Consider the following 14,979-nt stretch of genomic DNA (forward strand, 5'->3'; position numbering starts at 1 on the left):
TTTCCTCCTAGTTTAAGGTATAAGCGCTAAGTTGGTAGCCCATAAGGACAAAGCCAGATGTCATAAGAAGTGTGTTGCTAATGAAGGCCTGTTGCATGAATTTCGGGTGTTTTCGCCAGAAGCCCATAAAGATGAGTATGAGGGAAAGCGCCAGTAGTTGGCCGATTTCGACACCAATATTGAAAGCAATCAGGTTGGGTAAAAGCCCTTCTTCAGCAAGCTCAAACTCTTGAATTTTGGTGGCCAGACCAAAGCCGTGGAAGAGGCCAAATATCAGCGTGGCAAGCTTGGTATTAGGCTGAAAACCAAACCATTTTTTAAAGGCGTTTAAATTATCTAGCGCTTTATAAACCACTGAAAGGCCGATAATGGCATCAATCAAATAGGCATTGGCTGAGATATCGAAAAAGACACCAATTAGCAAAGTAGAAGAGTGGCCAATGGCAAAGATACTGACATACAGGCCGACATCTTTGAGTTTAAATAAAAAGAAAATAATGCCAAATAAGAAGAGCAGGTGATCATAGCCTGTCACCATGTGCTTGGCGCCAAGATAGATGAAAGGAATCAGGTTGATCCCTGAGATTTCTTGGATATAACCTTGATCCCCAAGTGTGACACCATGGGCATATGCCGTTTGGGCCAGACTGCTAATAAGCAGTAAGGCAAAAGCAGAGAGTAAAAATGTAAGTTTTTTGGGTAAAGGTATTGGCCTGAACCAACGGCCTTTTGTACTGAGTAATCGATTCAAGATGTTGCTCCTGTCGCAAGCTAAATGTGTTGCCGAGGATATTAGTGCTAACGCCTTCATCATTGAAATCGAACATATTTATAAAAAGTATCAGTGATACTAATTTATTGGTAATTAGTTCACTTTTGTATTTGGTGTTGAGTTTAACGCTGAGGTTTTAAGGCTTCGACTTTCGCTTGTACTAACGCCTTTACTTTCTCATCGAGCCAAACCAGTCTTGGGTGCGATGCATTCCGACTTAAACAAATCATATCCACGTCGAAGTCAGGAATATCGATTGGGGGTGGGCTCAGGCTAAGTTTATCTTGAATTAAGTCACTGCGCCCGACCATTTCTGCCACAACGGCCAGTTGCTTACGTCCAGAAAGCATACGTCTAACAGTGAAAAAGCGTGTGGTCCCTAAAACGACGTTACGTTTAACACCCATATTTTTTAAGGTGATATCCACCTTACTGGTTAGCTCTTCATTTGCTGTGACTATAATTTGTGGTGTTTCAAGGTAGGCATCTAGCGGAATCGGTATCTCAGTCTTAACTTGTTTATTATCAAAAATACACCAGTGCTTTTCTCGGTATAGAAAGGTTTTGCTGACGTTGTCAGGAAGCTGATTAAACACACCTATGCATAAATCTATCTCACCATTTTCTAGCATATTTAAGCTGTTTTGTGAGTCAGCAGGTTTAAATAAGACTTTGCTGTTGGGTGAGTTCTCTAGCAAGGTATCAAAAAGAGCAGGGCCAAATATTTGCTCGGCATAATCTGTGAGGCCTATTTTGTAGATGCCATCGTAACTGGCAAAGTCAAATTCACCTTGGGGTAAAACCTCATTCGTCATTATGCTTAATATGTGTGTGATATGAGGGGCGATTTCTTTTGCTCGAAAGCTTGGCACCATCTTGTGACCTTGACGTTCGAACAAGGGATCATTTAATAATTGCCTTAACCTTTTTAAGTTATAGCTGGTGGCGGGTTGGCCTAAATTAAGGTGTTTGGAGGCGCCAGATACGCTCTCGAATTGCATTAAAGCATTGAAAGTGAGTAATAGATTTAGGTCTACACCACGCCAATTTATCTCTTTCATCTAGGTTTCTCGCGATAAAAAACAAATTATCGAACAAACTAATAGTATTGATGAATATGTTCGATTTAATTGATCAAGTTGTAAGGAGTATATTTCAATGAAAATCACAATCCTAGTAACCCATTATGTTTTATGCCCTTTTTCCTCGCTCACCTTATCTTGGGCTACTTAGTGCTCAGATAGTCTCATTACTGGGAACTGGCATCACAAGTGTGTGCTTAGCTTTATTGGCTTATGACCTTGCTGGTAGTGATGCAGGGAGGGTGTTGAGCATTATTTTTGCAATTAAAATGCTCACCTATATCTTGTTATCTCCTGTGTTTGCTCAACTAGCTAAAGGGTTAGCGAAACGTCAGAGTCTTGTGTTACTGGATCTGATACGAGCAGGTTTCATTCTCTTTATTCCCTTTGTTACCCAGATCTGGCAAGTCTATGTCTTAATGTTTGTTATTCATGCCTGTTCGGCTTGGTTTACACCTCAATTTCAGAGCCTTTTAGCCGAAGTAAGTGACGATGAGGATGAATATTTAAAAGCCTTGAGTATTAGCCGTTTAGCCTTTGATCTAGAGCAGATGCTAAGCCCAATGATTACAGCCTTATTATTGTTAGTACTAAGTTTTCGTTATGTGTTTTTCTTTGATGCTTTTTCTTTTTTAGTGTCTGCAAGTTTGCTTTTATTTATCAGTATGCCTCGCAAGCAAAGGGTTGAACCTTTAACTGGTAGAGCAGATAAACAGGCTTTGGTGTCAGTAAATCTAAATCTTGAAAAGGACAAAAACGCTTCTTATAAGGGATTAACGTTAGGTTTAAAGAATTACTTGTCTAACCCCTCTTTAAGGGCGCTTTGGTTTGCCTATTTAACGGCGGCAAGTGCTTCTGCCATGGTGCTTGTGAACACAGTGGTTTATGTTCATGACATATTAAAAGGAGGTGAGAGTGAAACGGCAATGGCCATGATGGCTGTTGGTTTAGGCTCTATGTTTATTGCTTTAGGCTTGCCTCACTGGGTTAAAAAGTTCAGTTTTACTCGCTTTCATTGGCTAGGAATGCTGATCGTCTTTTGGGCTTTTTTTATTCCTGTAATAGCGGCTAACTGGCTAGGCTTTATTGTATTTTGTCTGGCAATGGGAATTGGCATGTCCTGTATTCAAACTACCGCTGGTTTAATCATAGTTAAAACCTGTCATGGGAAAGAAACAGCCCCTTACTTTGCGGCACACTTTTCTCTTACTCATTGTTGGTGGCTAATCACTTATTTAATCGCAGGTTTAAGTGTGCAATGGTTTGGTTTAGCAGCGGCTTATTATGTTATGGCTGGGCTAACTTTGTTGAGCATTACGGCATACTTTTGGGCGACAAGGCGTGTTAGTAGACCAGCATAAGAAACAGTGAAGCTAAGGGCGTTCCTGTTTCTCATGCTTTTGTCTTTTTAGGTTAGTTTACTCACTGGATAAGCCATTAAAGAGAGGTATTACTATGAGGCTTTACCAGTGTGTGAATAGCACTCATGACAGTTTCAATTTTTACTTTATCCAAAGCGTCTGGGTGTGGGTCTGAAAACCTTCCAATATCATTATCAAAATACTGGCCACTGGCTTGGCTAAACTCATCTGACAAGGCTGCTTTTATTAAGATGTTTGCCCCTATGCTTAGATCATTACCTGCAACACCAAAACCTTCTTTCACCATTTTACTCGCTAGCAAGGAGCCTGGGTTTACCGCGATAAAAGAAGGGCCTGTTTCTGCATGTTCGGCGGCTAAACCTTTAGACCAAATAGTTAGCGCCAGTTTGCTCTGTGCATAGGCTGCCATGTCATTGTGGTAACCTTTATTACCTAACAAGCCTTGAATATCAATGGGTGCTTGCGCTGCTGAAGAAAGATTTACAACTCGACTTTCCTTGTTAAAAAGTGGCATTAAACTTTGGCTTAAAAGGTAAGGCGCTAGCGTGTTTACAACAAAGCGTACATCTAACCCTGCTAGGGTTTGAGTTTTAGGTGCTTTTAAAATCCCTGCGTTATTAATTAAAACATCTATTTGAGTCTGTGTTCTAAACAGTTCTTGGGCAAGTTTTGTCACCTGTTCTAGGTTAGACAAGTCTGCAATATAGCCTTGGATTTGATTTTTATATTCAGCCAAGGATTCCATAACAGCATCAAGCTTGCTGGCATTACGGCCATGCAACAGAACCTTATGGCCTGATTCTACTAATTTACGGGCTGTCACTAGGCCGATACCATCAGTAGCACCTGTGATTAGTATTGTTTTGCTCATCTCATTTCTCCAAGGCTTAGCTTTATCATCAATCTTTTTAGATAGTATGACTTGTGCTCAATTTTTAGTGAGTTGGGGAGAGATCAAATACACAGTGGTATGCTTTCTTTAACGGTTAGCTTTCCACTTTTATCTAAAGGTGTTTGATCTCAAATCCATGGAATAGAGTATATTTTCACTTACTGCCTATGATAATAGGTATTCAGGGTGAATGACTTTATAGAAATTGTTGATAATTAGCTCAGCATGAGCTTTTATCACCTCTTATTATAAACGCTCAGATGCACTGGCCAGTAGAAGCTCATAGAGCTGTCTAGCTGCTGGGCCTGTTTTCTCTCCTTTGGGCAATGTGATATGTGTTGGTATCTGATAACTAGCGGAGTTATCTAGCTTAAGCTGTATTAATTTATTGTCTTGATTTGCTTGAATAAGGTGCTCTGGTAAGCGGCAAAATCCTACTCCCGCTTTTACTGCACTAAGGGCCTGCTCGAAATTATCAAGCGTCAGTCTCTGTTCTGCTTTAAGCCAGCCGACATTGATATCCTCTTGTTTGTTTTCTTGTTCGAATGCTGTGACATTCGCTTCAAATGCTGCATCACGAATTACTATTTGAGTGATAGTTTTAAGGTCCGAAAAAGAGAGCTTTTCTTTTTGAGCCAGGGGGTGGTGTGATGCAATTACCGCCAGCATCTTAGTATTTCCAAATATATCAGCCGGGTAGTCTGTAATTGGAATATTAATGATAGCTATATCGGCTTTTTGGGATAAAACGGCTTCTTGGGTGCCGGACAAGGTGGTTTCGACCAACTGAATAGAGGTTGTTGGGTTGTCCTGATAAAAACGAGCCAATACTGGATAGATCCAATTGGGGTCACATAAATGATCTATGGATAAGGTTATTTCTGTTTCAGTACCTGCTTGCAGCTGTTGGCTGATTATTTCTAATTGCTGTGCCTGTTCTATCATGGCATCAGCACGTCTTAAAATGGCTTTTCCTTCTTGGGTTAAATGGGTCTTTTTACCTTTAACCTCTACTAAGCTGAGACCTAATTGATCTTCTAATTTTTTGATGGCGTAAATCAGTGTAGTGTGACTTTTATTGAGTGACTCTGCAGCAGATTGAATGCTACCGCAGCGTTCAACGGCTTGAAGTGTCACCCATTGCTCTAAGGTGCTTTTCAATCTCATGTGTCTATTTTCTCTACAATAAGTGATTAAATTATGAACTTTTAAGTCTAATTGTTAAAGGTATTATCACCTTGTTGGCATTAACCCACTGACTTTTTAAACGAGTCTGTTGGTGTCAAAGCCTATTAATAATTCGTTTTGGAGAGATTTAGATGCAAAAATTATTACAAGTAGACTTTCAATTTAATGGTCCTTTTGGTGATGAAATGAGCGCAGTGCTAGAAGACATTGCACATTCAATTAACAATGAACCCGGCATGATTTGGAAAATTTGGACAGAGAGTGAAAAGAAAAAACTAGGGGGTGGGGTTTATCTTTTTAAAGATGAAACATCAGCTCAAAACTATCTAGAAATGCATTCGGCTCGATTAAGTGAAATGGGCATCACTGATATTCGAGGTGTTATTTTTGATATTAATGATAGTCTGACCCAAATAAACTCAGGGCCAACTCAATAACTTTAGGTCCCTACGATGAGAAAGAAAGAGCCAAATCTTTCTTTTTCATCGTCCTGCTTTTTAGGCTAATTCTTATACATTTTATTTACAGTCCAGTTTCTAGACGAATAACTAAGCCTGTTCTAGCTTTAATAAAAACCATTTGTTTAATGCCAATTAAACACTTTTTATTAACACAAGAGAGCAAACAAGATGTTAACTAAACACGTTTTATTTTCTGGATTACTGCTATTTGTTAGCAGCTTTTTAAATAGTATTTCTGCTCAAACCATAATAGGGATAGATATTCCTGGGTTACACAATAATGATGGACAGGGTATTTATGATGTTATGATTCGTGATGCAACCGGGCGAGATGTGCTCATCATGCCGCCAGCACGGGCAGTGAATGCTTATGATAGCTGCACGGATTGTTGTATCAGCCCGGCTAACAAGAACCCAGACTTTTATGAATATGGTGACGGACACATTGTCAGTATCCCTATGTTTACCGCACAAATCTTTATTTTCTCTAAACCGGGTGACGCTGCGATTAATGATGTTGCTTTATTAAAGGGGAAAAAAGTAGGGGCGAGAAAAGGCATGCCTTATGGTAATCATGTTGAGTCTTCAGGGGCTCGTTTTATGAAGGTTGATCAGCTGACGAAAAACATTAAAAAACTTGAGAGAGGCAGTTTAGATTATATGGTTGCTTATACTCCGGATATTTATGATGCTTTTTATTCAGCGGGTAAAGACCCATTTCCTCATACTAAAACCTCGCCTGTCGCGTCACATGAAGACAGCCTTTTATGTAAAGATACACCAGAAAACCAAGCTTTAATTAAGAAGCTAAATGACGCTATTTGAATCTAACTCCTTGGATAAGGGGCTGCCCTTATCCAAGACTATTATTTAAATAGGAAGCCTATCAATAAAAAATACGCACTAATATTGCTCTTTCATGCATTGATTTGGTGCTAAATATCTACTTATGTCTTTCTTATATACACTTTGTTACTTACTCCAATGATTAAAGATAGTGTCGTATATCTTTTATTTAGTGGAATGTTTTAACTAATTGTTAAATAAGAGTTAATTTATCTGTTGGCAAGTCTATTGCTTTGTTTCGTTTTGTATATAAAAACAAAATGGAGCACACATGGCACTTAAAAGTTCACTCATGTCCTTAACCCAAGCAGAAAAAAGCTGGCTTCCTTGGTTTGGTGACAATGGCAAACTTTCACTTTCTTGGTCCTGTTATTTGAATAAAGGGATTTATCCAGCCGTTGAACAGACCTTTGAAGGCATCGCCAATACTCGAGTAAAGTTATTAAATACTTGGGTGAACAGCCAATGGTCCCATCTTGATGTTTTATTAGAAATCTTTTCAGAATCCTACCCAGTCATTGATTTAAGCGTGTTAGAAGAAAGGCTAAAACTTGCCCGTGATGTGTCAGAGTATTTTGTGGTTGATAATCAAGGCAAGGTGATCAACTCCACTTACAAAGCTCATAAAAATCAACAAGATTTGAATGCGAATGCTTTATCTCAAGGGCTTACTGCACCATTTCTTCATGGCCCTTATATTGATCAGAATACCCTGAAAATAGGACCTACAAGTTCTAAGTTTCATGATGCTGTTACCTTAATGTTTTACTTGCCGATTAAGCGTGGTGATCAAGTACTAGGGGCCGTTTGTGCTCGTGTACCTAATGATGTGCTTGGGGATTTGATCCAAAGGGAAGCTGGGCATATTTATAAAGAATCGGGTGATAATTACTTATTCATGGTGGAAGCGAATTTTGATGCTGGCATTTTACCCGGTACTGCCTTATCTCGCTCACGTTTTGAAGATAATACTTTTAGCCATGGTGAAAATCTTAAGTCGGGTGTTACGACTGATTGGGGCGTCGTAAAGGTTAATCAACATACAGAATTTGAAATACGTTTTACTGATCCTGCGACGAAAGAGCTACACCCGGGCATTCGTGAAACCATCAAAAATGGGCAGAATCTCTTTGTCACTTATCCAGGTTATTCAGATTACAGACATATTCCTGTCATTGGTAAGGGGGTCACTTTTCAGCTAAAAGGTAGCCCTGATATTTGGGGCATGATGTGTGAAGGTGATTTGGAAGAAGTGTATCGTCGTCGTTCACTCAACCTACGCTTGATGAAAGGCTACGCAATTGCGGCCAGTATTCCACTTGCCCTGCAAATTGGCCTAACCTCATTTACCGATCTTTCCACTCTTTTGATTGCAGGCTTAACGGGTTCAAGCTTGATTTTAGCAGGTTATGTTTTCCATTTATTTGGCCCCAAAGATGTGAGTGAGCATTTAACTCAAATGACGAATGTCATACAGACAATCGCAGAAGGTGAGGGCAACTTAAAGCAAAGGCTAGAAGAGGAAGGCCTGAAAGCAGATGAAACGGGTGATATGGGCCGCTGGATGAATAGCTTCATTGATAATTTGGATAACACCATGGGGCAAGTTATCTCTGCCAGTGGCAATGTGAAGCGCTCAAACGAATTTATGATTCACACCAATGAGGAAGCCCGCCAAGCATCTGAATATCTAGAAACTACCGTAGAGTCCATGCTCAATGTATTCGAGAAGCAGATTGCCGAGGTGCAAGAGGCCTCTCATACAGCTCAAACCTTAAAGCAAACGATGGACACGGTTGTTGAAGAGGCTGAATCTCGTATCAATGCAGTTAAACAAAGTACCCAAGGGATAAGAGACGTGGTGCGTACGACAGCTGAATCGGTTAAATCTTTGGATGAAAGAACCAATGAAGTTGCCAGCATAATCGATACTATTACTGAGATAACTAATCAAACTAACTTACTGGCTTTAAATGCAGCGATAGAAGCGGCACGAGCTGGTGAGCATGGTCGTGGTTTTTCTGTGGTGGCTGATGAAGTGAGAAACCTTGCATCTCGTACAGCCAGTGCGGCAGAAGAAATACAAACCATGCTAGAAGGCATTCAAAAAGAGACGCAATCTGCGGTGAACTTTATGGAAAAAGAAGCGGAGAATGTTGATAAGAGCCTGTTAGTCAATGAGCAGGAGAATGATCAGAATAATCGCTTGTATGAACTGGTCGATAATATGTTCCAAGATATTCTTCAGCTTAACGTGAGCAATAAAGAAAATGCCAATACAGCACAAGAAATGGGAGCAGCAACCGAGCAAATGAAACGTTCTATTGCCGCTTTGCAAAGACGTTCTTCACGTGTGGGTCTATCCAGTATGAAATTAAACTCTTTGGTAGGTGAGTTCCAAGTATCACAAAAATAGAAGCCTAAAAAAGGGCGTACTAAAAACCTAAACGTTTTTATTAGAAAGGCCAGTTGTCACTCTAAGTGCAACTGGCTTTTTACTATTAATCAGAGTGCTTATTTGAGTAATTGATACTTGATGACTTTTTCAAATACCGTATCAGGATTGGTATGTTGATAAGGAAATGCTGTGCGGTTTGGGCTGTCAGGATAAAACTGAGGTTCTAGGCATATACCCGACTGGGGCTCAAACGAATCGCTTAGATAGTTACCTGTATAAACCTGAAGGCCTGGATAATTACTGGAAACAGCTAAGGATAGTGTATCGTCAGGGCTGGTTAGAATGGCTTGCTGCTCGCTTAAACTAGATGAGTGAATAAAGTTATGATCTAGTCTGTCTTTATCTTCAGGGGCTTCTAGCTGTCGCTTTTGTCTGTAATCAAGCTCAGTCTCTAATACAGAGGCAATTTCTCCTGTGGGAATCGCCATCGAATCTAGTTTAGTGTATTGCTCAGAGAAGACTTGTAATTTGTGGCCTTTATGCTGATTACCAAAACCTGCAAGATTAAAATAAGGGTGGCTAGTAGGGCCAATAATACTGGTTTTATCTGTTTGAGCTTGTATCTTGATCGTCAAACATGAGTCATCTGATAAGTGGTAGTTAACAGAAAATACACGATTACCTGGATAACCAGCGAGGCCGTCTTCCAGTTTACATTTTAAGGTAATACTGTTGCCGCTTTTCTCAACACCTGTCCAAATTTGATTACTTAAACTTTGACGACCTCCATGTAAATGATGAGGCGCTTGGTTTGGATCTAAGTCAATCCTAGTATCTAGAATCGAGGTTTCTGCATTACCGATTCTATTGGCATAAGGGCCCACAATTGCACCCATATAGAATGGGTCTTCAAGGTAGTCATCTAAATGCTCATAGCCCAAAATGATATTACGGCTTTCTTGATCAATTAGGGTGCTCCACTTCATGATGCGAGCGCCAAAATTGAGTATTTCTACCCAATCACCAATCTCATTCTTTAGTACAAATGACGTGATTTTCACTGCCTATCCTAATTTAAAGTTATGAAATGGTTATATGCTTATTATTTGGAACTGAGTTTCATATTTTTACTTTGTTAAGTCAATAGGCTTTCGTTACACAACGTTTTTTTTCGTTACGTGACAGTAGCTTATGTAAATTCATCTATTTGCTTAAAATAAAACACAGCAAGAAATATCAAAAAAACGCGCGGCTTAATCCCTATAGTTATCTTCATCGCCTAAGGGCCTCGTAACTCATTATAGAGAGAAGATTATTATGAAAATTACTAAGAAGATCGTGATTAACCAACCTGCTGATTTAGTGTGGAATTTTATTGCTTATGATTTTGACCAAGCACATTTATGGATGGGACCTATCCCGCATTCATATGCGATTGGTACTGGTAATAGTAAGCAAGGAGCACCAATGGAAGGGCGTATTTGTCACCTGAGTGATAAAGCTGATGGTGCTAAAGCTAAAGAGGTCATTACTGCCTTTGATGATGCTAATAAGAGTCTGACATTCGAGGTGACTTCTATCAATGTGCCTGCGATTATACCTATTAAGAAAAATGTAGTGTCCATGACGGTAAAATCCCTAGGTAGGAATCAATCGCAAGTAATTTGGGTATCTCGTCCTCAAATTAAAGCCTTTGCTTATCCTTTGTACCCTTTATTGAAATTAGGTGCTGGTGCGGCGTTTAAAGGCTTACTAAAAGATTTAAAAAACTATGCAGAAAATCACCTAACTCAGAGTTCAGCTGCTAGTAAGCTGAAAAGCGCGTAAGGGTATCAGTGATGGAAATACCTTTACCTGTCTTTTTATTGATTGAAGCGGTACCTGATCCAGAGCAAACTGAGGCGCTTAATCGTTATTTAGCAAAAGTGCCTACTGTGTTCCAAACTTATGGTGCCGTTACTGTTGCAAGTTATGATATTGCTTCGCAATTAAGATCAGCCAAAATGAATAACTCAGCTCAAGTACAGGGTGAACCCGTATCGAGAGGAATAGCAGTCATTTCGTTTCCTGATAGAGAGAGTATTTTGGCTTTATTTAATGCGCCTGCCTATCAGGCCTTGGTACCAGATAGGGATTTAGCCTTTAAACAAGTCGCCTTTTATATAGGTAGTGAGCCTTTATAATATGCGAATAGCAAATGAATAGGCGTCTGAATGACGCTCTAGGTTACAAATCAGGCCAGAGAAACCTAGCTTCAAACATTTTTTACAAGGAAATAAGATGCAACGTTTTTTTAAAAGTATTGAGTATATAGAGCAGCATTTGTTCGATAAGATTTCTGTACATGAAATTGCAGCTGCATCCTTTTATTCGACTTACCATTTTAGCCGTATCTTTAAAGCCTTGGTGGGAGATACGCCGAAAGAATATTTGCGCAAGCGCAGGTTAACAGTGGCTGCAACCAAGTTATTGCAGGATGATACAGGTATTTTAGAGCTTGCTCTTGAGTGTCAGTTTGATTCACAAGAGGCTTTTACACGTGCTTTTAAAAGCTTGTTTAATATTACGCCAGCCCAATATCGCAAACAAAATGATCCATTTCGTTTGCTTTATAAGGATCAGTTTAGCCCGCATATGCTGAGTTTCTTACAAAATGAAATCAGCATGGAGCCAGAAATTATCACTCGCCCTGCAATAAAACTGGTGGGTGTCGCACGACAATACGACAGTGCTGATTTAAGCTTGCCAAAATTATGGTCTGCGTTCGCACCTTATAGAGACAGTATTCCAAACCGATTAGGCACGGATAGTTTTGGTATTTATGAGTCGTATCAAGAACAAGAAGATGATGTGTCTTTTAGTTATATTTGCACAGTCGCCGTTGAAAACTTTGATGATATTCCAGAAGGAATGATAAGCAGAGAACTCCCTGAGCAAATGTATGCGAAATTTGTGCATAGGGGCTCGGTGGCAAACTTAGAGCAAACTCTAAAGTATATTTGGGGAAGCTGGTTACCTAAGTCTGATTATGATTATGTAGAAAAGCCAGACTTTGAGCTCTATGGTCAAGGCTTTAATATTGCAGACCCTAAAAGCGAACTGTATTTACATATCCCAGTAAAGAGGAAGTCAGCTTAATTTACTAATATAGATAGCTTGATTTAGCCAATTCAACTCTGTGATTTGGCTAGGGAGCCTGCGAATAAGTCCTCCCGCCTCAGCGTGTGGATAAAAGCCGCTAGATTTATGGCGAGGAGCGTAACTTAATAGTGATTCTATTGATAAGGTCCTCAACATAGATATAGGGCTTTTAGACCACGCCCTTCGGGTCTTTGAAGAATACCTAAACGGCATTTCAGAAAAAAGTAACACCTTGTGTGATACTTTTTCCCATATGCCTTAGAAGAGCAGACTGAGAAGAGGTGACTTAATTGCAGGTTCCCTAACTCTTGAGATAGCATATTCTGTAATATGATTTTACTAGGGAACCTAGGCTTATAGCATGTCTCGAACTCAAGCAAACAAACACGCTGCTATTCCATATGTGCATTTTAATAATGCCGATCAAGTTGATACAGGGTTAGATATTGTTGAGCTAAGTTCTCTTTATCAAAAAGAGAGCTTAGATCATTCTCCTTTTTTACCTCATAGGGTCGATTTTCACTGTCTTCTTTATATTGAAAAAGGTCATTGCCAACATTTCATCGACTTTAATCATTACCCTCTAGATGCGCATACCTGTGTTTTTATTAATCGTCATCAGGTACATGCCTTTGACTTAAATAGCCGTCCTGAAGGTAAGCTCTTGCTCATTACAGAAGACTTTATTGAAAAGGCGAGAACGAATATTCGTACCCATTTGTTTGCCCCAATGCATTACTTTCAGGCCTCATCTCCTGTGATAAAGCTAGATGCAGATGTGAAGCAAAGCTTTGAAGCGCTATTGGGGGAGTTATTAAAGGAGCATAAAGAGGATAAGTGTGATCCTCTCATGTTACAGCTGTTATTCTCTAGTATCCTATTAAAACTTGATAAACACAGAGATCATGGGGTTTCGAATTTACTCAGTGCAAGGCAAGTGGAGCAGTTTAGTGAATTTATGGGGTTATTGACTCGCCATTGTCGCACCATCAAAAGCGCTGCAGAATATGCCAATATGATGAGCATGAGTTATAAATCGTTAAATTTATTATGTAAGCTGGTGGCAAAAAAAACCACTAAACACCTGATAGATGAAGAGGTGATACTACAAGCTAAAAGAGAGCTTGCTATTAGCCAGTGTCAAATCCAAATCTTGGCATTTGAATTAGGCTTTGATGAACTTAGTAACTTTGTGAAGTACTTTAAGAAGCACACTGGGTTCACTCCTGCAAAATTTAGAAATTGCTTATCAAGTTAAAACACTTTCACTTTGATCTGATAAAAAAGGTACGATATTTACCTTTTTTAAGTCATCTTTAACCTGCCTCTAAATCCTCCTTAAACATACTATGACCGAAACTTAACTCAGAGGTCATTATGAACAAATTACTTCCTATCGCAGCGATATCTGCCAGTGTTTTATTAACCGCTTGTGGCGGTAATACTAAAGATAATGCAGAAGTGCAGCTTATCAACCAAGAAAAAGCCGTAGCTTTAATTACTAGCTTTGAAACAAAAGACAAAGCTGCTTTAGCCTATATCGATTCTGATAAATATGTGCAGCATAACCTAATGGCTGCAGATGGTATTGAAGGCTTTAAACACTTCTTATCTATCTTGCCTAAAACGGATGTGAAAGCAGATGTGATAAGAGCTTATAGCGATGGTGATTATGTCTTTACTCACACAGATTACAATCTATTTGAGCCAGAGGTTGGTTTTGATATTTTCCGTTTTGAAGATGGCAAAATGGTTGAGCATTGGGATAACTTGCAGCCAACAGCAACCTCACCTAATCCAAGTGGCCGCACACAGCTAGATGGTGCAACTAAAGCAGTTGATCTAGATAAAACTGAAGCCAACAAAGCTCTAGTGGCTGATTTTGTTGAGACTATCTTGATGAAGGGCGAGTTTGATAAAGTCGGTAACTTCTTCGAAGGAGATTACTACTTACAGCATAATACTCAGGTTGCGGATGGCCTGTCAGGCTTAAGCAAAGCATTGGCTTATATGGCATCTCAAGGCATTGAAATGGTATATAACAAAAATCACCTAGTATTGGGACAAGGTAACTTTGTATTGTCAGTAAGTGAAGGGACTTTTGCGGGTAAAGATACCTCCTTTTATGATCTTTTCCGTGTTGAAAACGGCAAGATTGTAGAGCATTGGGATGTTATCGAAACCATTTTACCAGAAGCTAAAAGACAAAACGCGAACGGTAAATTCTAAGAGAGTTTAAGTGGGTTTGATGTCACTATCAAACCAACAATAGAAAGCGGATAGGGTGTATTTTTCTAATCGAAAACCTATCCGCTTTTTGCTTAGTTACTTTCCAAAATACTCTTCAAATTAAGTACTGCTTTTTGTGCTCTTACTGTTAAGTCAGCTTTTAATGGCGTCAAAAAAGCATCGTCTTTTGCAATTGTGGTTTCTCGACTGGCATAAGCAAGATGGAAGAGGGTTTCTTGTTCTGCTAACCGTTCGAATGACATGGCCATTTGTGGCAAAAAACCGGCTAGATCCCCCTGAGTGACGAATAAGTTAGGTTGAGAGCATTCATGAACTTGAATGGTAAGCATGGCTTGTTGGCCATTAATTAGCAGTGTTTCTTGATAGGTTTTACCTAATTCGAATTGGCCTAAATTATTAGCCGATTTAATATCAATCACACCTTCAAACCAATTTGCATAATTCTCAAGATTTGTTGCATAAGCAAATACAGTATCAATGTCTTGTTCTATGGATAAGGACACGTTAGTTAATGGAATCATGGTATTTCCTCTAAATTTGACGTGGAACGTTTAGGTCTGAGTGAGT

The 14,979-nt window shown here is 39.4% G+C and carries 15 protein-coding genes; 9 read left to right on the forward strand and 6 right to left on the reverse strand.

Features of this window, described 5'->3' with window-relative positions; genetic code table 11:
* Positions 1-7: 7 nt before the first annotated feature.
* Together TW85_RS16875 and TW85_RS16880 are read right to left on the reverse strand one after the other, a co-directional pair.
* Positions 8-661 (reverse strand): HupE/UreJ family protein, encoded by a 654-nt coding sequence (locus TW85_RS16875; RefSeq protein ID WP_343251982.1) that lies wholly within the window; start codon positions 659-661, stop codon positions 8-10.
* 233 nt (positions 662-894) lie between these two features.
* Positions 895-1,833, reverse strand: a complete 939-nt coding sequence (locus TW85_RS16880; RefSeq protein ID WP_046018308.1) for a LysR substrate-binding domain-containing protein — start codon at positions 1,831-1,833, stop codon at positions 895-897.
* A 125-nt stretch (positions 1,834-1,958) separates the two neighbouring features.
* Between TW85_RS16880 and TW85_RS16885 the strand changes: the two genes are divergently transcribed.
* The gene (locus TW85_RS16885) at positions 1,959-3,215 is read left to right on the forward strand and encodes an MFS transporter (protein ID WP_046018309.1); all 1,257 of its coding nucleotides are present in this window, start codon (positions 1,959-1,961) and stop codon (positions 3,213-3,215) included.
* 76 nt (positions 3,216-3,291) lie between these two features.
* Here the strand turns inward: TW85_RS16885 and TW85_RS16890 are convergent, their stop codons facing one another.
* Both TW85_RS16890 and TW85_RS16895 read right to left on the reverse strand, forming a co-directional pair.
* Positions 3,292-4,107: an SDR family NAD(P)-dependent oxidoreductase gene (locus TW85_RS16890; RefSeq protein ID WP_046018310.1), complete on the reverse strand. Its 816-nt coding sequence runs from the start codon at positions 4,105-4,107 to the stop codon at positions 3,292-3,294.
* A 267-nt stretch (positions 4,108-4,374) separates the two neighbouring features.
* Positions 4,375-5,295: a LysR family transcriptional regulator gene (locus TW85_RS16895; protein WP_046018311.1), complete on the reverse strand. Its 921-nt coding sequence runs from the start codon at positions 5,293-5,295 to the stop codon at positions 4,375-4,377.
* Positions 5,296-5,447: 152 nt separating this feature from the next.
* On the opposite strand from TW85_RS16895, the gene TW85_RS16900 reads away from it, so the two are divergent.
* The 3 genes from TW85_RS16900 to TW85_RS16910 all read left to right on the forward strand — a co-directional run bounded on the left by TW85_RS16900 (position 5,448) and on the right by TW85_RS16910 (position 9,039).
* Positions 5,448-5,753: a monooxygenase gene (locus tag TW85_RS16900; RefSeq protein ID WP_046018312.1), complete on the forward strand. Its 306-nt coding sequence runs from the start codon at positions 5,448-5,450 to the stop codon at positions 5,751-5,753.
* A gap of 192 nt (positions 5,754-5,945) precedes the next feature.
* The gene (locus tag TW85_RS16905; protein ID WP_046018313.1) at positions 5,946-6,602 is read left to right on the forward strand and encodes a transporter substrate-binding domain-containing protein; all 657 of its coding nucleotides are present in this window, start codon (positions 5,946-5,948) and stop codon (positions 6,600-6,602) included.
* Between the two features lie 292 nt (positions 6,603-6,894).
* Positions 6,895-9,039, forward strand: coding sequence for a methyl-accepting chemotaxis protein (locus TW85_RS16910; RefSeq protein WP_046018314.1), 2,145 nt, complete (start codon positions 6,895-6,897; stop codon positions 9,037-9,039).
* A 98-nt stretch (positions 9,040-9,137) separates the two neighbouring features.
* Here the strand turns inward: TW85_RS16910 and TW85_RS16915 are convergent, their stop codons facing one another.
* Complete coding sequence (locus TW85_RS16915; protein WP_046018315.1) at positions 9,138-10,082, reverse strand: aldose epimerase family protein; 945 nt, start codon at positions 10,080-10,082, stop codon at positions 9,138-9,140.
* A 256-nt stretch (positions 10,083-10,338) separates the two neighbouring features.
* Between TW85_RS16915 and TW85_RS16920 the strand changes: the two genes are divergently transcribed.
* From TW85_RS16920 to TW85_RS16940, 5 genes are all read left to right on the forward strand, one after another.
* Complete coding sequence (locus tag TW85_RS16920; RefSeq protein ID WP_046018316.1) at positions 10,339-10,848, forward strand: SRPBCC family protein; 510 nt, start codon at positions 10,339-10,341, stop codon at positions 10,846-10,848.
* 11 nt (positions 10,849-10,859) lie between these two features.
* Positions 10,860-11,204: a DUF1330 domain-containing protein gene (locus TW85_RS16925; protein WP_046018317.1), complete on the forward strand. Its 345-nt coding sequence runs from the start codon at positions 10,860-10,862 to the stop codon at positions 11,202-11,204.
* A gap of 97 nt (positions 11,205-11,301) precedes the next feature.
* Positions 11,302-12,159: an AraC family transcriptional regulator gene (locus TW85_RS16930; RefSeq protein WP_046018318.1), complete on the forward strand. Its 858-nt coding sequence runs from the start codon at positions 11,302-11,304 to the stop codon at positions 12,157-12,159.
* Between the two features lie 364 nt (positions 12,160-12,523).
* On the forward strand, positions 12,524-13,420 hold the full coding sequence (locus TW85_RS16935; protein ID WP_046018319.1) for a helix-turn-helix transcriptional regulator: 897 nt from the start codon (positions 12,524-12,526) through the stop codon (positions 13,418-13,420).
* Positions 13,421-13,539: 119 nt separating this feature from the next.
* Positions 13,540-14,391, forward strand: coding sequence for a nuclear transport factor 2 family protein (locus tag TW85_RS16940; RefSeq protein WP_046018320.1), 852 nt, complete (start codon positions 13,540-13,542; stop codon positions 14,389-14,391).
* Between the two features lie 92 nt (positions 14,392-14,483).
* On the opposite strand, the gene TW85_RS16945 is transcribed toward TW85_RS16940, so the two are convergent.
* Complete coding sequence (locus TW85_RS16945; RefSeq protein ID WP_046018321.1) at positions 14,484-14,933, reverse strand: SRPBCC family protein; 450 nt, start codon at positions 14,931-14,933, stop codon at positions 14,484-14,486.
* Positions 14,934-14,979: the final 46 nt, after the last annotated feature.

Origin of the sequence: Marinomonas sp. S3726, assembly GCF_000967665.1 — a bacterium.
Taxonomy (GTDB): domain Bacteria; phylum Pseudomonadota; class Gammaproteobacteria; order Pseudomonadales; family Marinomonadaceae; genus Marinomonas.